The organism is Emticicia oligotrophica DSM 17448 (genome assembly GCF_000263195.1).
In the GTDB taxonomy this organism is placed as follows: Bacteria; Bacteroidota; Bacteroidia; order Cytophagales; family Spirosomataceae; genus Emticicia; species Emticicia oligotrophica.
The window spans coordinates 1-17,774 of the sequence record NC_018744.1 but is presented as its reverse complement, the minus strand read 5'-3'; the positions used below and the strand labels follow the sequence as shown (position 1 = coordinate 17,774).

Here is a 17,774-nt window from a genome sequence, read left to right as displayed (position 1 = left end):
ACTTAATTTTTAACTAGATAACTCTAATTTTTTCATCAAAAAACCAATGAAGAAACTTTTACTGTTAGTGACTATTCCGTTTGTTATGCAAGCCCAAGTAGTCATTGAAGCCCCTGCAGGAAATATCCCTGCAAAAATAGATAAAGCAGGCAAAACGGTTATTCCCAATGGTCGTATTATTACGCCTCGTGGCGTGCAGATTTCAACAGCTCCACATCCATATGGTTTGGTTTTGAGTCCTGATGGAAACACGGCGATTACCGCCAATTCGGGTATTCGCCCATTTTCTATTTCTATTATTAAAAATATACTTTCTGCCAACCCTGAAACGATTCAAGTTCCCGAAGGGGCAAAAAATAACGAAGGTATTTTAGAAGCTTGCTTTATGGGTTTAGCCATTAGCCCTGATAACCAAACAGTTTATGTATCAGGTGGTGCATCGAACAAAATTTTCAAATATGATGTCAATACCGGTAAACCAAAGGGCTCAATCAATTGTGCAGTAAAGGCTAATGGTCAAGACTTTAGGCACGGATATTTGGGCGATATGGTTATGACTAAAGATGGCAAGACGATTTATGTAGTTGACCAAATAGGTTTCCGAATTGCCGTAATTGATATTGCTAGCGAGAAAATCATCCAAAATATTCCTACGGGGCGTTATCCTTTTGGAATTACACTTACACCCGACGAAAAAAATGTGATAGTTGCCAATGTAGGTGTTTTTGAATACAAAAGATTTACTGATTTAGACCCCAAAAATATCAAAGGAACTGCTCATAAATTTCCTTCAACGAAATACGGTTCAAAGGAAATGTTAGAAGGTGACGCTGCCAATGGAATTCCCGCTCTTGGTGACCCAAATGCCCCCGAATCCTTTTCAGTTTGGATTTACCCAACTCAATCTACTCAACCAAATGCAAAGATAAAAACTGGTTTTTTAGTCGGACAAATGATTGAAGATTTTCCTGCGGTTGGTGGTAGCAGTCCAAACTCGGTTGTAGCTACAAACGACTATGTTTTTGTAAGTAACGGCAATAATGATTGTATTTCGGTGATTGATATTAAGGCAGGAAAAGTACTAAAAAATATTCCTCTTGCAATAGATAAACGTTTAGGGAATTTGAGAGGAGTTATTCCTTTCGGCATCACGCTTTCGCCCGACCAAAAACGCCTTTTTGTTGCTGAATCGGGTATAAATGCAGTTGCGGTAATTGATGTATCCAGCCTCGAGGTTATTGGGCATATTCCGACTGGTTGGTTTCCTTCAAAATTAAAAGTGAGTAATGATGGCAAGAAACTTATCGTTGCTAATGCAAAAGGCTTTGGAAGTGGACCAAATGCTGGTAAAAACTTTAAAATGGGAGCCGAAGGTAGTTATATTGGTGGGTTAATGAAGGGTTTAGTTTCAGTAATTGATATTCCAGCTGATGAACAATTAAAGGCTGAAACACAGGTAGTTATTCAAAATAATTTTAAATTTACCGAACCACGAAAAGGAAAAAATCCTATTCCTTCAACCAATAAAAAGCCGTCGGATGAAATCAAATACATTGTATTTATTGCAAAAGAAAATCGTACTTATGATGAAGTTTTTGGGCAAAATAAAAATGGTGATGGCGACTCTACTTTAGCTCGTTTTGGGAATGGAGTAAAAGTTATCAATCGAAAAGGTACAAAAGTAATTCCTGATGCCAGAGTGATGCCAAACCATGCTGCTTTGGCAAAGAGATTTGCAATAAGCGATAATTTCTTCTGTGATTCTGATGTTTCGGCTGATGGCCACCGTTGGCTCGTAAATACTTATCCCAATGAATGGTGCGAAACCGAAACGGCGGCATCTTACGGCGGAAAACTTTCGCAACGAGATACCTCAAATGCTCCAGGGAATTTAGCCATTTATGGTTCAGCAGGCTCAATTTATCCCGAAGACTATAACGAGGGAGGTAGCATGTGGGAACATCTCGACCGTAACAAAATCGACTTTTATAATTTTGGTTTTGGAGTTGAAATGGCTGGAGCTTTTAGTGATAGCACGATGAAATACATTGGCGAACTTTATACTGTTAATTACCCCCTCCCCGCTCCTCTTATTGATAAATCATCAAAGACTTTTCCAACCTATAATATGGCCATTCCTGACCAATTTAGAGCCGATTTGTTTATGAAAGAATTTAACGAGCGTTGGTCAAAAGGGAATTTGCCTTCGGTAATTACGCTTATGTTACCCAACGACCACGGTACGGGCGAGCGTCCGCACGCAGGTTATCCATTTCAGGCGAGTTACATGGCTGATAACGATTTAGCAGTTGGTCGTACGATTGAATTTTTATCAAAAACGCCTTACTGGAAAAACATGGCGATTTTTATTACCGAAGATGACCCTCAAGGTGGCGTTGACCACGTAGATGCCCACCGTAGTATCTTAATGGTGGCTTCGCCCTACACCAAAAAAGATTACGTGAGTAAAGTTCATTACAGTTTTGGTAGTATTTTCAAGACTTTTTGGCATATTTTAGGTATTCCGTACTTAAATCAGTATGATGCTGGAGCAACCGATATGGCCGATATTTTTACGGATAAACCAGATTTTTCGCCCTATAATGCTGTGCAATCCGACCTCCGAATTTTCGACCCAGAAAAAGCATTAACGCCTTTCGATGAAAAGTTTGATTGGAAATTCTTTGTAAGCTCGGAAGAACTTGACCGCACAGAAACTATGCAAAAAAGACGTGATGATGATGATAAGGTAGAAAAATTGAAACAAAAATCGAAGAAGAATAAAAACAAGAAATAATAAAAATTAAGACAGCTTGGGTTTCTAGCCAAGCTATCTTAATTTCCAATCTATACGAAATCTATTTTAAATCTACTTGTAATTTGATTAGGATATGGAATTAAACGTAGATAACTGGTTTTGTATAATTTCAAATGTAGGTTGATTTTACTTTGATGATAATATTGGCACCCTACTTTTCGATTGAAAAAATATTGCGGTGCTTATTTTTCTATGTCAGAATATTTTTTGTAGATAGCTCTATATCCAAACATACGTCCAATTGGGCCTACAACATTCATTAAAAACATTTGTATTCCTTGTGGGATATTGGCAAGGTAACTTTTGCTATCCAAATATTTTAAGGTTACTAACTCTTGAATTAATCCTGCTTTTCCATTTGGCATTTTTCCATCAATAGTAAGTCCAATAATATTTTCTAATAAGTAATCAAAGTCCAATGCCGGCGAAACTGATTGCTTAAAAACAACGGTTTCTGTGTCATTATTATAATGATTGTGTGGCTTGTTTTTCGGTAAAGTAATCTTATCACCTTGTTTCAATACTTGTGTCTTACCATCAAGTAATATTGTCAATTTGCCAGAAATAACTTCAAAATGTTCCTCTTGTAGTGCGTGATAATGATTAGGAACCAATTCACCTTTCGATTTAAGAGTCATTTTTATTGTAACTCGTTGTCCATTGGTATCTTTAGCGGTTTCTAAAAACTCATAGACGTCTCCAGTGGCTGGATTGTTTAAAATCTGTCCTTTAGATGGCATATCTCTTTTATTTTTAAATTAGGGTATCTCTGAAATGATTACCGTGAAGGGTCAGGACTTCGAGCTGAGTTGATAGCTAGATCTTTATCAGTCCAAACTTCCGAATAGTAAAGTGAATACTGTGGTTTAGCCTTATTCATTCAGCTTGGGCTGAATTGCACGGATAATTGGTCTCTAAAATCAGTGCAAACGCTTATGTGAGTATAGTAGAAAACCCAGTATTCGCGTTTGTCCAAAGACCAACATTAAATTATTCTTTCTCCAAAATCAAGGTAAGCCACTGTAATTCTTCTCAGTTATTTAGGTTTAAAAAACTGAAATCTAAGCAAGATTTGAAAATAACAGCCTAACCGTTGCCAAAAGGCATTACTAATTTTGAATACATAACTGCTGTTTGTAGCTTCTTACGTTTTCTGAAATTTGTCTTTAAACTTCAAAAATGGTTTTTCAATGCAGTAATACGAGAATAAAGCAGCACTGATGAAAAACAATATATTTAAAGGGAAAGATGATGCCCAAGATAAGCTACTACCACTAATAAAAAGTTGTTGCCAAAGATAAATGCTATACGAGAGTAGCCCAATATAGTCAAGCACTTTGGTGTTGAGTAACTTAAACCAAATTCCTTTATGACCGTAGATAGAATATAGAAGAACAACCCCAATACAGATATTTGCAAATGTTCCGTAACGTGAGCCAAAAGGAATTATTATAAAGTCTAAATTCAGATTTAATCTTTCTCCAATTCCAGGTAAAAATCCAATTACAAAAAGTATTACGAGTGATAAGTAAAACCAAGTTTTAAAATGTTTATCCAATAAATTTAGTAAACTGTCTTTGTAAAAAGCAATCACACAGCCAATTACTAATGCATCAATTCTTTTGAAAATTGTGTAATCGTTTATCCAAGAAACTGGATAGAAATGAACTAAAACTTTGATAACAGGAACAATTAGTATGAGAAAAAGGGATGCACGTTTTCTTATCTTGTCGCCAAATGTAAATATGAGTGGAAACATCAGATAAAAATGTTCTTCTATACTCAATGACCAACCGTGTGAAGTAAACCAATCTGAAGACCAATTAAAATATTTTGTGTATGTGACAGCCGTAAGCCAAGACTCATTATTGATATAAATAACATTAGTTAATTGCAAAATCAATAAAACAAGTAGATAGAAATAATATGCAGGAAATATTCTTAATGTACGTCTGATATAAAAGTTTTTCAGTGAAACTGTTTTTGTTTTTTCTTCTTCAACGATGAGTAAGGTCGTAATTAAGAAACCAGAAATAACAAAAAACATATTGACACCTAATTGTCCATCTGAAAAGAAAATATAAAAAGGTTTTAGTGCGTTTGGTAGCTTGTCTAAAAGTAGATGATACTCTATTTCTAAGTGGCGAAAAATTACTAATAAGATACTGATTGCTCTCAGCCCATTTAGACTTGGTAATTTGAATTTAGTGACCTCTTTATTTAATGCCATTTTATACTTTCGTTTAGGACAACAAAGCCTAAACGGCTTGTCAGTTATCCGTTGATTTACAGCAGTCCATTAGCCTTCCTGCCAACGTGTTAATTAATGCAAGTTAATATTTTTTAGACCATTTCAACTAATTCCCTTCAAAATATTTTGTAAACAAAAATTAGCCAACTTTTTAACCTTGAAACAATACCCATACAAACAAAATAATTATCATACTTATGGTCGAATAAATTTGTTTTTGTGGTTTGGCTTTCAAAATCAATTTGAGACTGCCACCTTACTTTGCTTGCCATCAGCCTCGTGTCCCCACTCTGTGTTGGATAATTATGTTCAAAAATATAAAACGATACAAAACTTTTGTATCTTCAAGTGTAAGATTCAATTTTAAGGTAATTATGCAAATTCCACCCTTCGACATATTAAAAGACATAATAAAGCATTATCTATTTTTAGAGAGTAATGGATTTGAACCACAAACTCTGCGGCTTTTTTCTGATGGGAATACTGGTATAGTTTTTAATTCCAATAATAATTTATCGCTTGAATTTGACAAAAATATCTTGCCAAGCTCCTTCCTATACGGCCAAATTACACAATTTAAAGATATTCAATCTTCAAAAAATCTATCTTTGATAATTGTTGTTTTCCAGCCAACGGGAATTAAAAAATTATTGGGAATTCCTGCTTTTGAAATTAAAGATAAAATTATCTCTTTAGAGCATATTTTTAATAAGGAAAGTAATCTGATTGAAGAGAGATTGAAGGAGGCTAAATCTATCAATGATAAATTGAATATTCTAAATATATTTTTTACTAGAATTGCTTTAAAAGTTTTAAAAGGGAAAGAAGATTTAGTAACTGAATCAGTTAATTTCATTCGTAAAAGCAAAGGACAAATTTCTAGTAATCAACTTGAAAAGTTTACGGGCTATAGCCAGCGACATATTGAAAGATTGTTTTTAGATTCTGTGGGTATTAGCCCAAAGCATTTTGCAAATATCTTAAAACTGCATAATTTTTTGCAACAGCTTAAAAATAAAAAAAGCAACACAAACTTGATTGAATTAGACTATCAAGTAGGATATTCTGATCAATCACATTTGATTAAAGAATTTAAAAAAATTACTGGATTTACGCCTACTTCCTACCAAAACAATGTAAATAAATTAGCTATAAACTTTGTCACTATATCTAAAATGTAGAATGTCGGTTTTGTACAATTTATCTTCAAGTCTATAAAATAATTTTGTCCCAGATTTTTTAATTCAACAAAATATTATGGTCAATTTGAAAATTTCAACAGCTCAATTTGAAGCAAAAGACGGAGACAAAGTATACAATTTATCTGTTATTGAAAAGCTCACTAAAAAGGCCTCAGAAGAAGGGGCAAATGTGATTGCATTTCACGAGTGTTCTATCACTGGATACACTTTTGCAAGGAATTTAGACAAGAAACAAATGCTTGACTTAGCAGAGTTGGTGCCTAGTGGAGAAAGTACTAATGAATTAATTAAAATTGCGGCCAAGTACAACATGATTATTTTGGCCGGACTTTTTGAAAAAGATGAAAATGATAAACTCTACAAACCTTACGTCTGTGTAGATGGAAATGGCTTAATTGCAAAACACCGAAAAATTCATCCATTCATAAACCCACATGTGAACGCAGGTGAAAGCTATACTATTTTTGATATTCATGGTTGGAAATGTGGTATCTTAATTTGTTACGATAACAATATTATTGAAAATGTACGTGCCACTAAACTATTAGGTGCTGATATTATTTTTATGCCTCATGTAACAATGTGTACTCCTTCTACTCGACCAGGTGCTGGTTTTGTTAGTCCTGACCTTTGGAAAAACAGAGAAGCAGATCCGACGTCTCTAAGATTGGAATTTGATGGTATGAAAGGGAGAGCTTGGTTAATGAAATGGCTTCCATCAAGAGCTTATGACAATGCTGTGTATGTTATCTTTTCGAATGCAATTGGTATGGATCATGATCAATTAAAACCTGGGTTGTCTATGATAATTGACCCTTTTGGAGATATAATTGCTGAATGCCGCAGTTTTGATGATAGTTTTGTTACGGCTACTGTTACACCTGATAAGCTTATTCAAGCAGGCGGAAATCGTTATATGAAAGCAAGGCGTCCTGAATTGTATAGAGATATTCTTGGACAACATCATACTTCTGAGCAAAAAGTTGTTTGGCTAAATATAGACGAAAAAGAGTAGATCTGTAGTTTATATGGTATTGCCAGTAATACCTACCTTTTTAAATCCTACTTAAGGGCAATACCTAAACCAACCAATATTAATTTCTTAGAAAGGAATAAAAACCTTACTGTACTACAGGGTATTTAAACTCGTCAAGACTAGATTGCAAACACAAGTATTGAAATATAGTTTTGTTTCATTGACGGTAACAAACATTTTTTAATCGTACCTTCACTCATTTGTATTTGAGAAACTTACTTTGTTTTAATATATCCTACAAAATTTATTTAGAATCAATGTTGTGGATTAATCAAGGCTTTTTTATTTGTTCAATGATTCTTTTCAATTCTTCGTTTTCATTGACGTAGTGTTGCAATTGTCCTTTCAGATATGCCACCTGCGAAAGTAAGGCATCAACGGTACGGTCTTCTTCGTTCCAAGGAGCAGCTTCATTGAGATTTTTGGCTTGGTTTGCATAACCACGACAAGTTGATGAACAGTATTTCGCAGTAGAACGATTAGCGAAATAAACAGTTCCGCAATACAAACAAGTTTTTTCAAAAACTTTTGCGTTATATTTGAATTTACTTCTATCGAGTGTAGGCATAAAATCTATTTATTGGTGCAATATACACATTTATTGAAATTAAAACGAAATAATACCGATATAATTTCAAAAAATACAGACAATTTATATTCTCACTTCAAACTTTTCATACAATAATTGGAATTCTGTACTAAATCGTTTTTCAAACCATTCTAAAAAAAATGCCCCAAAACTTCCTCCCATTTTAAAATTATAGAGCAATTCCTCTTTACTTCCTATATCTATCCCCTCAATATCTGTTTCGTAATTATCAAATGCCAATTCAACAATAAACGGAGTATTGGGTTGCTCACGAAGCCTTCTAAATTCATCCAAAAAAATCAAGTTAAGGTTTATATGTTCGTTGAATAAAGTTTCGATCAGATTAAATTTAGCTTCATCTAAAGACTTTATATTTTGTTTTAGTAAATCTTCTTTTTGGGTTTTCAAAAGTTTAATTTCTTGTTCCTCTTTTAACCTCTGACTTTGAATTTCTTTAATATTCTTTTCCTCCTGAATTGGGTCAAATAGATTTGTTTCTCCCATCATCTTTTGTAGAAGCCCCATCGGATTCCTAATCTCCTTACCTTTTTCTATTTGATTTAATACAAAATTAATTCGTCCTTGTATGTGTTCAACTGAATACTTTTCTACCCATTTCTCAATCGTTGATTTATTAGCTCCTTTAAATTTCTTTACTACTTTAAAAATCTCATTTACTATTAAATCTTCATCCGTCACACTTGAATGTATCTCTAATTCTTTTGCGTCATCTCGCGTATTTATGATATCTACATTTTTCGAAATAAAAAATATGATTTCATAAATTGATTTCCCCCTTTTTACTTCTTGAAAAGTAAATTTTATATCTGTGTATTTTTCTAAATCTTCTTGTGCTTTTAAGATTACTCTTTTTTTAAGATTTGCATAAAGGGAATATTTATCGTCAATGTCAAGCATTACTTTTAATTCTTCGATCGTTAACTTTCTTTTACCTATTGTTTCGTACTGCTTAAGTAATTCATAGATTCTGATCGAAAATGAGCTTGGTAGTTTTAAAACATTGCGAGCATCGTACATTAAAAATTTATTCTGAAGCTGTAGAAGATATGGCTTCATATCTGGATGAAAATCTATCTCTATGTATTTTCCTTGTCGATTATCCAAGAAACTCTTCACCCCAGAAGCGATATGCGTAAATAATTCCATTGCTTCTCCTTGGGGAGAAAGCATCGGTATTCTTATTTCGCGACTTGCCAACTTTTCGGCCCCACTTTTTAATTCTTCGTACGAACGATTATTTTTTTCTAAATCAAATTCAGAAATTATGTCTTTAAGATAAATTCGATATCGTTTAAAATCTTCATCATTGGGCTGTATCATCGTGAGCATTTTTACAAAAATTCTCATTTCCCAAATATCAAATCTATAACGACCTTCAACAAGGTTGTTTGATTTACGAATAAACTTTATTCCTCTTGCCTTTACATTTTCAGTCATATTTACAATCAATGTCTAACAAATATAGATTATATTTACTATTCCGCCAAATGTAATATTAGATTATATTTCCGTTATTTGTAATAGATAGTCCGTTTTTTGTAATACTTATTCCGCTTTTTGTAATAATACTTTCCGTTATTTGTAATAGATAGTCCGTTTTTTGTAATACTTACTCCGCTTTTTGTAATAATAAATCTTACAAATACCTTTAAATCAAGTAGTTATGACTCTCTAAAATACATAAAAGAAATAAAATATATATAAACATATCAAACACGTATGGATGGTGTTGTATTAAATTTTCGTTCTTTTAAAATTAATGTTTTAGCAATTATTATCTAAAACGGAAATCAAATATAAGCTTTGGTACTATTACAAATAACGGATTGAGTAGCTCATAATAGCTTTTTATTTTAAAATTAAGCACTCAATTATTACAAATAACGGAAAAAATAGTAGTTGTCGCTTTTGTTTGGATTTTTATGAAGACTAAACTATTACAAATAACGGACTATAAATGCTATTCGGTCGTCTCAAATTATAGTAAATCCGTTTTTTGTAATAGTTCGAAGTTTATAGTGTAAGGTAGTAATGTAATTTTGATATTGACTAGAAAAGGAAGTAGCCACCCTCCTACTCTATTTTAATATTTTGAGTGTTTCTTTAGCAGTCTTGATTAGTTCTTCTAAATCTGACTTTTTTTGAGTCTTCGAGAACTTTTTTAAAAGTGCCGAAATCTCATCTAATTTTTCTTTGATTGGAATAACTTCTTTTGTATGTGAGTTGGTTAAAGTTAAGTTTTCAATCTCAGCAATATCTCCAATTAGATTATCGGAATGGTAATTTTTACCAATTTCTTGAATAGCTGATTTATCAATTTTAATGGTTCCATCCAAAATTTGGTTTCTTAAACTTGATTCTAATTTTTCAAGACCTTTGGCAAATTCAGCGTCTCTTTTAATAGTTTTTGGATTTACTTTATACTCTTCTGCAAGCCTTTCAGCCGTCGAAAGTTTCGAAGGGACATTTTGTCCCTTCGGGGGGACATTGACAAAATCTTCTTCATTTTTTCCCGAAAGGACATTTTGTCCCTTCGATAGATTTTCAGTTTTATTTGCCTTTTCGTTGTTGTATCTCAAACCTCTAAAATATGCAATTTGAGTTGGGGAAAGATTGCGTCTACCTAACTGTAAATTTATCATATAATCCTTGGCTTCTTTGATAGAATCAAAAGACAGTTGATATATTTCGAAAGGGAGATTGTGTGCAGAGCAAACCTTAAAACGATTATGACCATCAATTAAAACGTAGGCAATTTCATCAGAATTACTCGCCGTAATTCCCAAACTTTGTTTTGGTGTTTGCCAAAGTTGTAGTGGGGTTTGGCAGCCATGTGTTAGAATATTAGTTTCGAGTTGAGCATATTCTTCTGAAGACAAAGGTGGTATGAGGCTTCGAAGCTCATCTATTATAACAATATTTTTCTTGATGTTATCAGCTTGCAAAATATTACTCGAAAGAGCTTGTTTGGTCTTCGTTGCTAAAATATCTTTTATGTTAGTTTTCATCGTGAATTATTTTACAATTTGAAGATAGGCTATATATTCATCGCAGAAATCTTTATAGCATTTAGCTGCCTCAGAACCATCCGCAAATTTGGCAATGGCATTTTGTGCGATTTGTGATTTTTGAAAATCAATCAAGTGTTTAATTTCTGATTCAAAAATCTTCACGTTAGTCACTTCCTCTTTCACGTGTGCTTTTATTCCATCATGTACTGTATTTCGTTTGACCATTGTGAAAACAATACCATCGATAACAAGTGTAGCATTGAGGTCACGGCGTACTTCTGAAATTTTTCCCCAAATTGAATTTAGACCTTTAACTGCCGACATTTCGGGTAGTAGCGTTATTAGGCAACTCGAAGAGGCAGTTAGTGCCGAGATGGTTAGTTTATTGAGCGATGGTGGACAGTCTATAATAATATAATCGTAGTTTTCGAGTAAATGTGCCATTCGATTTTTTAGGCGAAACTCACCGCCGGTTAGTTCATGAAAACGCATTTCAACATTCGCCAACTCGATGTCCGATGGGGCTAAATCGAGATTTTGTTCTATTTGTACAACCGGAAAAGGAGCGTTATCAAGTAAGGCATCGGCTACTTGTACTTCTGGTAAGTCTATTCCAAGCACTTGGCTCAGATTCCCTTGTGGGTCAAGGTCAATCAGTAATACCTTGAAACCTCGGTTGGCTAATGCTTCCCCAAGGGAAACTGTTGTGGTAGTTTTTCCGACGCCACCTTTGTGGTTCACAACAGAAATAATGCGTGCTTTTTGGTATAGGGTAGGAGAGTAGCCATATTTAGAAAGAATGGGTAACAGTTGGTCTAAATGTTTCTCAGGTATGGCTCTTCCTTCATTTAAGGCTCTGGTAATTGTTTGGCGAGGAATATCTGCTTCTTTTTCAAGTGTACTAACTGATAGAGCTGGGTTATGTCTGATAAATTTCAGAATTTGGGTTTGGTTACTCATAAGTAGCGTCTTTTAATTTTACCCAAATATAATATTTTTTGGTAAAATTATACCCAAAAATTAGATATTTTATTCTGATAAATTCCTATCTTAAAAAAGAAGACGGAACTTGTCTTTTATAAAAAGACGAACTGATTAAATAGTTAACTATTTAATCAGTATAATAAAGCATAATGTAATTGATAATTCTGTTGTGAAATTTATTAAATTGGAATAATAATGGCGAAGTCCTTTATAAATCAGACAAAAAGTCTTGCCAGAATTTTATCAAAAAATGAAAGAAAAATTTAATATTTAATGGGGGTAGCATACGTATCTATTAAAACCAAATTATTTTGAATTAGGAGGTAGAGAAACGATACTAAGCCAAAAATCAGCAATTTTCATAACGGTTGTTATGAAGTCGTTGACTTCAAATGGCTTCGTAATATAACAATTGGCATAACCCTTGTAAGCTTTCTCAATATCAATTTCTGAAGATGAGGTGGTGAGCATAATTACAGGAATTTGTTTGAGTGACTCTGTATTTTTTATAAAACTTAGCACTTCATGACCATTTCGCTTGGGTAAATTAACATCCAGTAAAATCAAATCTGGTAAATCTTCCGCAGCATATTTACCAGATTGCATTAGAAAATCAATCGCTTCATTCCCATCTTTGATAACACTAACTTTGTTACTAATTCTTCCTTCCTCTAAAGCATCCATAGTGAGTAAAATATCGCCTTCGTTATCTTCCACTAAAAGTATATGAATGGGTTTCATCAATGTATTTCCTGTTTTGGTATTGTAAAATAAAATGTACTTCCTTTGTTTGGCTCAGATTCGAGCCAAATTCTACCGCCTAAATTTTCAATTATTTTTTTTGTAATGGCCAGACCTATGCCCGTTCCTGAATAGTCATTTTTGTTGTGTAATCGTTGGAAAATAATAAAAATCTTGTCAAAATATTGTGAATCAATACCTATACCATTGTCTTTTATTGCTATCATCCACTCATTGTTCACTGATTCAACAGTGATTTTTATTTGGGGTACCACACGCTCCTCTGTACTTACGTATTTTAAGCTATTGGAAATTAAGTTTTGAAACACCTGACGCATCGAACTTTTGGAAGCCTTGACCGTTGGAAGTGTATCTAAATGAATAATCGCTTTTTTCTCTTGGATTTGCTTTCTATAAAGAATAAGGATATCATTCACCAAATCATTTAGATTTACCAATTCTTGCTTATCTTCCATTCTTCCGACCCTTGAAAACTCAAGCAAATCTAGAATAATTTGTCTCATTCTTTTGGCACCATCAACAGCAAAGTAAATATACTGCTTACCTTTTTCATCAATCACATCTTTATATTTCCTTTCGATTTGCGACAAAAAGCTGGTAATCATTCGCAGAGGCTCTTGCAAATCATGCGAGGCAACATAGGCGAACTGTTCAAGTTCTGCATTGGAAATAACCAGTTGTTGAACTTTTTTTTGTAGTTCATTATTAACAGCCTCTAATTTTTGCTCAGCTAGTTTTCGTTCGGTGATATCTCTTCCGATACCCAAAAGTCCCATGATATTTTTGTTATCATCATAAACAGGAACCTTTGAGGTAAGGTACCACGATAATTGCCCTTCATTACTGATAAAAGAGTCTTCATAGTCAATAAGTGCTTTTCCTGAATTTAAAACTTCCAAATCTTGTTCATAACCAAGACAAGATGGTTTATAAGGATAAATTTCAGTATCTGTTTTACTCAAAACTTCCTCTTCACTAGAAACCCCCTGCAAGCGTAAATCAACTTTGTTGCTGATCACTTTACGAGCATTGGTGTCTTTGAAATAAATAGAATCTGGCAAATTATCTATCAAGGTTCTTAGAAGTTTCCTTTCTGATTTTATTTTCTGTTCATTCAGTTTTCTTTCGGTAATATCTCTAATAAAAACAGTTAGCCCATTTTCAGAAGGGAAAGCATTCGCTTCAAACCATTGTTCTGAAATAGTAAGATATTCTTCAAATCTTACTACGACATTTTCATCAACTGCTCTTTTATATTCGAAGTAAAATCTTGTTTCAACTAAATCTGGGAAATACTCCCACAGATTTTTGCCAATGATATCAGTCCTATTAACCTCAGTTAACACTTCCATTTCTTTATTCCAATAGGTAACTACCCAATTTTTATCCATAGAATAAAAACCGTCTCGGATACTTTCGAGGGTCGTTATTACCTTATTGTTAGCTTCTATTAAATCACGTTCGTAATTCACTTTTTCAGTAATATCACGTGCGATGGCAATCCAATGCGTAAACCACCCCTTTTCATTGGCTACTGGAGTTAATGTGAAATTCACCCAAAACTCTTCTCCATTTTTTTTGTAATTAATAGAAGTTCCTTCACAAGACTCCCATTTTTGTAATGCTTGACTTAACTTAGCTAATTCTTTGGCGTCCGTCTTTGGACCTTGTAGTATACTAGGAGTGTTTCCAATAATTTCCTCCACTTCATAACCAGTCATTTTCGTAAAGGCCTTATTAGCATACATGATTTTAGGACCTGGCTCATCAAATGGTTCTGGTTCGGTAATTAGAATCGCATCATTTGAATTAATAACAACTGATTCGAATAATTTTAACTGTTGTTCTCTTTCATTACGTTCGGTAATATCCTGCATTGCCCCAACCATTCGAATAGCTTTTCCGGTATTGTCTCTCAGAATAAAGCCTTTATCTAATACATAAGCATATTTTCCATCTGCTTTTTGGTAACAATATTCATCCTTCCAATTGATGGCATCACTCTCAATGGCTGCGTGAATACCATTCAAAACTCTATTAGCATCATCGGGGTGTAGATAAACACTCCAAGAATCAATAGATGATAAATTACTTTCACTATGACCAAATATTTTTTCAAAACTTCCTCCTCTAAAAAACGAATTACTCACTAAATCCCAATCCCAAATGGCATCAGAAGTAGCTTGTGTTACAAGGTTATAACGCTCATTGCTCAAAATGAGATTATTTTTGGCTTTTACTCGCTCTGTATCATCTACTACAGTTTTGATTAAAAAATTTTGCTCATAGATAGGAATGTTTTTGGCTCTTATTATTCTTTTTTCACCACTTTTAGTTGTAATTTGAATATCCTCCCAGCTAGTTCGCCCCCCTTTCGCATCTTCGACAAATTGTTCAAACGCTTCTGCACCAAGCTTTACGTCACCGTAAATCTTACCAAAAAACTCAGGTGTATCACTCATCTCCTCCTTTGGCCAACCATATATTTCCTCAAATTGTTTATTCATCAATGTATTTTTACCAGTATCCATGTTTGATACTGCAATCCCAATTGGCAGATTTTGAAAAGCAGTTTCAATGAAAAAATTACGTTCATTTAAAGCAATTTGTGCTTTTTTCTGTTCACTGATATCTTGCAATGTTCCCTCAAGAAAAATGATATTTTCATGGCTATCTTTTACAGCTTTGCCTTTGATGTGCACCCATTTGATCACTTCGGTTTTAGGAGTAATTCTAATTTGAATATCGATCTCATTTTTATCTATAAAAACTGCATTTTCAGCTTCTAGATATATTTTTTTATCATCTTCATGTATAAGTTTAAGCCATGAATCGTAATTCAAAGGGGATGTTTCCTGAAGCCCCAAAACATTAAATATTTCTTCGGAAGTAGAAAATTGTCTATCAATATTTAATTGCCAATAAGCTAATTTAGCAATTACGGTAGCGGTTCTCAGTTTTGCTTCTTTATCTTTAAGCTCTTGGAGTGCCTTTTCTCTTTTTGTCACATCATTGATTTGGACCAGCACTACTTTATTGCCTTGTAACTCAGCCAAATGGCCTACTGTTTCCACAACCATTATTTCGCCACTTTTCTTGAGGTGTTTAACCTTGGTACGAAGAATTTTACCAAATGCCTCCTCACTACTCGTCTTTTCTTTTAAAAAGGGAAGTTCTTCTGCTGGACGTATATCTTTTAATGTTAAGCGTAAAAACTCTTCTCTCTCATAGCCATATAGATATAATGCTTCGATATTACAATCAATTAATTGTAATGTCTTAAAGTCAAAAATAAACATGGGTGCAGGATTATTCTCAAAAAGATATTTGTATCGATTCAAAGAATCATTCAAGCGAGTTTCATTTGCTTTTTTCTCAGTAATATCTTTAGCAGTACAGTATAATACTCCTTCTTCATTTTCTTTTCTAATAGACCCCAAAACATCAATCACTCTACCATCTTTATGTACATAGCGGTTTTCAAGAATGCAAGTATTATTTATACTATCCAATTTATTTACCATCTCTATTGACTTGGGTAAATCTTCTGGATAAATAAAATCAAAGCAAGATTTTCCGATAAGTTCTTCTGGGTGATAGCCTAATAGGTTATATGCTGCGGCGTTGACATTGGTAAATATACCCTTATTGTCAATGGTGCAAATGACATCTAAGGATAAAGACATGATATTATTGAGCGTGTGGAGTATTTTCTCTTGGGCTCTTTCGGCTTTAACTTTTTCAGTAACGATTTTTGAATGAACCAAAAAACCTGTTTGTATGGCATCATCATTAAAAATTGGATAGATGGTTACCTCATAAATTTGTAACTCATCTTTTAATGCTTCTTCGCACAAAAATGTTATTCTTTTTCCCTCCGATGCTTTTGCAAGGTTTTCCCGTAGGCATACACTTTTTTCAATGGCAAAATTTTCAATCAAGCTCATTCCTTTATGTGGAGTCTGACCGATTAGTGACATGGAAGCTTCAACCATTGCCTTATTGAACGTGATTAGGTTTAAATCCATATCCAATGAATATACAACATCAGACATGTTATCAACTAAGGCTCTGTATTCTGCTCGCTGTTCTTCTTCTTTCTTTTTAAGTTGCTTTTGCTGAGTGATATTTTTTGATAAAATTGTAACACCTATCAATCGTTTTTTTTCATTGAAAATGGGGTTAACAGCTACATTGAACACGAGCATTTCGTTGTTGAACATAAATTCATCTTCAAAAACGTACCTTCCCTGTTTGATTATTTTTTTTAAAAGATGTGTGTATTTCTCCCTTTTAACCTCGCTAAAATGTTTTAGAATATTCATACCAGGTTCTAAGTTTACCCCTTTTAAAGCAAACATCAGATTGGATAAAGCAGAGTTAAAGGTAATCAGATTAAAATTCAAATCAATTGAATAAATGAGGTCTGGTGTATTTTCTATGAGAGCATTAAAGTGAGCCTCTAGTTCTTTTTGTTTATTGTTTATCTCTATTAATGACTCTTTGGTATATTTTTTCAATAACTCTAATTCGTTCTTCCCATTTTCTTGGTTAGTTCTATTGATAAACTTATACGATTGAATAATAAGTTTAATCTCTTTATGTTCATCTAAGATGGGAATATTTTCTAGTTCAATCGCTTGTTCGGAGATAGTTTTTGCAAGTATTGTTTGTGTTTGCTTGGTAGTAATCACTTGATGTAATGATTGCTCCAATGTAGTAAAGTCTAGCTTATTCTCTGTAAAATATGTATGAAGTTGCTTCCCGATTAGTTCCTTTTCGGTCTTATTTGTTTCTCTCAGGAAGGCATCATTTACGTTTTGAATTGTAAACGACGAATCAACAGAGATTAAAAGACTAGGTAATGGAAATGCGTTAAAGATGTTGTTAGTAATTGTTTGTGACATAGCTTTTTTCAATAGATTAACGTACTTTCTTCCAACAAAAAGGTTTTTTTAAATACATTTTCAGTATTTAATCAAACGTATGGATTTAGTAGTGATCTATATGATTAATAGCTTAAAAGTTTTTATTTTATCACTTTCACTCTAATCAATAGATGAAGTTATGATTGTTCCCAAATTAGGGATAAACGTGTGA

Annotated in this window: 11 protein-coding genes; 3 read left to right on the top strand and 8 right to left on the bottom strand. The window is 33.4% G+C overall.

Annotated elements, in window-relative coordinates; genetic code table 11:
* Positions 1 to 46 precede the first annotated feature (46 nt).
* Entirely contained in the window at positions 47 to 2,797 is a 2,751-nt protein-coding gene (locus EMTOL_RS21375; RefSeq protein WP_015026388.1) for an alkaline phosphatase family protein, read from the top strand.
* A gap of 203 nt (positions 2,798 to 3,000) precedes the next feature.
* On the opposite strand, the gene EMTOL_RS21370 is transcribed toward EMTOL_RS21375, so the two are convergent.
* Positions 3,001 to 3,558, bottom strand: coding sequence for a cupin domain-containing protein (locus EMTOL_RS21370; RefSeq protein WP_015026387.1), 558 nt, complete (start codon positions 3,556 to 3,558; stop codon positions 3,001 to 3,003).
* 404 nt (positions 3,559 to 3,962) lie between these two features.
* Positions 3,963 to 5,048, bottom strand: coding sequence for an acyltransferase family protein (locus EMTOL_RS21365; protein ID WP_015026386.1), 1,086 nt, complete (start codon positions 5,046 to 5,048; stop codon positions 3,963 to 3,965).
* Between the two features lie 395 nt (positions 5,049 to 5,443).
* Here EMTOL_RS21365 and EMTOL_RS21360 point away from each other — a divergent pair, with 395 nt between their 5' ends.
* Positions 5,444 to 6,250 (top strand): helix-turn-helix transcriptional regulator, encoded by an 807-nt coding sequence (locus EMTOL_RS21360; RefSeq protein WP_015026385.1) that lies wholly within the window; start codon positions 5,444 to 5,446, stop codon positions 6,248 to 6,250.
* A 76-nt stretch (positions 6,251 to 6,326) separates the two neighbouring features.
* Positions 6,327 to 7,286 carry a nitrilase family protein gene (locus EMTOL_RS21355; RefSeq protein WP_015026384.1) on the top strand — a complete coding sequence of 320 codons (960 nt, stop codon included), beginning with the start codon at positions 6,327 to 6,329 and terminating at the stop codon, positions 7,284 to 7,286.
* A 292-nt stretch (positions 7,287 to 7,578) separates the two neighbouring features.
* On the opposite strand, the gene EMTOL_RS21350 is transcribed toward EMTOL_RS21355, so the two are convergent.
* From EMTOL_RS21350 to EMTOL_RS21325, 6 genes are all read right to left on the bottom strand, one after another.
* Positions 7,579 to 7,875 carry a hypothetical protein gene (locus EMTOL_RS21350; RefSeq protein WP_015026383.1) on the bottom strand — a complete coding sequence of 99 codons (297 nt, stop codon included), beginning with the start codon at positions 7,873 to 7,875 and terminating at the stop codon, positions 7,579 to 7,581.
* Between the two features lie 84 nt (positions 7,876 to 7,959).
* Positions 7,960 to 9,354 (bottom strand): replication initiation protein, encoded by a 1,395-nt coding sequence (locus EMTOL_RS21345; RefSeq protein WP_015026382.1) that lies wholly within the window; start codon positions 9,352 to 9,354, stop codon positions 7,960 to 7,962.
* A gap of 641 nt (positions 9,355 to 9,995) precedes the next feature.
* The gene (locus EMTOL_RS21340; RefSeq protein WP_015026381.1) at positions 9,996 to 10,925 is read right to left on the bottom strand and encodes a ParB N-terminal domain-containing protein; all 930 of its coding nucleotides are present in this window, start codon (positions 10,923 to 10,925) and stop codon (positions 9,996 to 9,998) included.
* 6 nt (positions 10,926 to 10,931) lie between these two features.
* Positions 10,932 to 11,888 carry an AAA family ATPase gene (locus EMTOL_RS21335; RefSeq protein ID WP_015026380.1) on the bottom strand — a complete coding sequence of 319 codons (957 nt, stop codon included), beginning with the start codon at positions 11,886 to 11,888 and terminating at the stop codon, positions 10,932 to 10,934.
* Positions 11,889 to 12,218: 330 nt separating this feature from the next.
* A complete protein-coding gene (locus EMTOL_RS21330; protein WP_015026379.1) occupies positions 12,219 to 12,653 on the bottom strand; it encodes a response regulator in 435 nt (144 codons plus the stop codon).
* Positions 12,653 to 17,581 (bottom strand): PAS domain S-box protein, encoded by a 4,929-nt coding sequence (locus EMTOL_RS21325; protein WP_015026378.1) that lies wholly within the window; start codon positions 17,579 to 17,581, stop codon positions 12,653 to 12,655. Before EMTOL_RS21325 ends, EMTOL_RS21330 begins: the two co-directional genes overlap by 1 nt.
* Positions 17,582 to 17,774 lie beyond the last annotated feature (193 nt).

Excerpts from the sequence above, each read along its gene's own strand:
- EMTOL_RS21355 (WP_015026384.1), top strand. The coding sequence starts at position 6,327 with ATGGTCAATTTGAAAATTTCAACAGCTCAATTTGAAGCAAAAGACGGA.
- EMTOL_RS21340 (WP_015026381.1), bottom strand. The coding sequence starts at position 10,925 with ATGAAAACTAACATAAAAGATATTTTAGCAACGAAGACCAAACAAGCT.
- EMTOL_RS21370 (WP_015026387.1), bottom strand. The coding sequence starts at position 3,558 with ATGCCATCTAAAGGACAGATTTTAAACAATCCAGCCACTGGAGACGTC.
- EMTOL_RS21335 (WP_015026380.1), bottom strand. The coding sequence starts at position 11,888 with ATGAGTAACCAAACCCAAATTCTGAAATTTATCAGACATAACCCAGCT.
- EMTOL_RS21325 (WP_015026378.1), bottom strand. The coding sequence starts at position 17,581 with ATGTCACAAACAATTACTAACAACATCTTTAACGCATTTCCATTACCT.
- EMTOL_RS21375 (WP_015026388.1), top strand. The coding sequence starts at position 47 with ATGAAGAAACTTTTACTGTTAGTGACTATTCCGTTTGTTATGCAAGCC.
- EMTOL_RS21365 (WP_015026386.1), bottom strand. The coding sequence starts at position 5,048 with ATGGCATTAAATAAAGAGGTCACTAAATTCAAATTACCAAGTCTAAAT.
- EMTOL_RS21350 (WP_015026383.1), bottom strand. The coding sequence starts at position 7,875 with ATGCCTACACTCGATAGAAGTAAATTCAAATATAACGCAAAAGTTTTT.
- EMTOL_RS21345 (WP_015026382.1), bottom strand. The coding sequence starts at position 9,354 with ATGACTGAAAATGTAAAGGCAAGAGGAATAAAGTTTATTCGTAAATCA.
- EMTOL_RS21330 (WP_015026379.1), bottom strand. The coding sequence starts at position 12,653 with ATGAAACCCATTCATATACTTTTAGTGGAAGATAACGAAGGCGATATT.
- EMTOL_RS21360 (WP_015026385.1), top strand. The coding sequence starts at position 5,444 with ATGCAAATTCCACCCTTCGACATATTAAAAGACATAATAAAGCATTAT.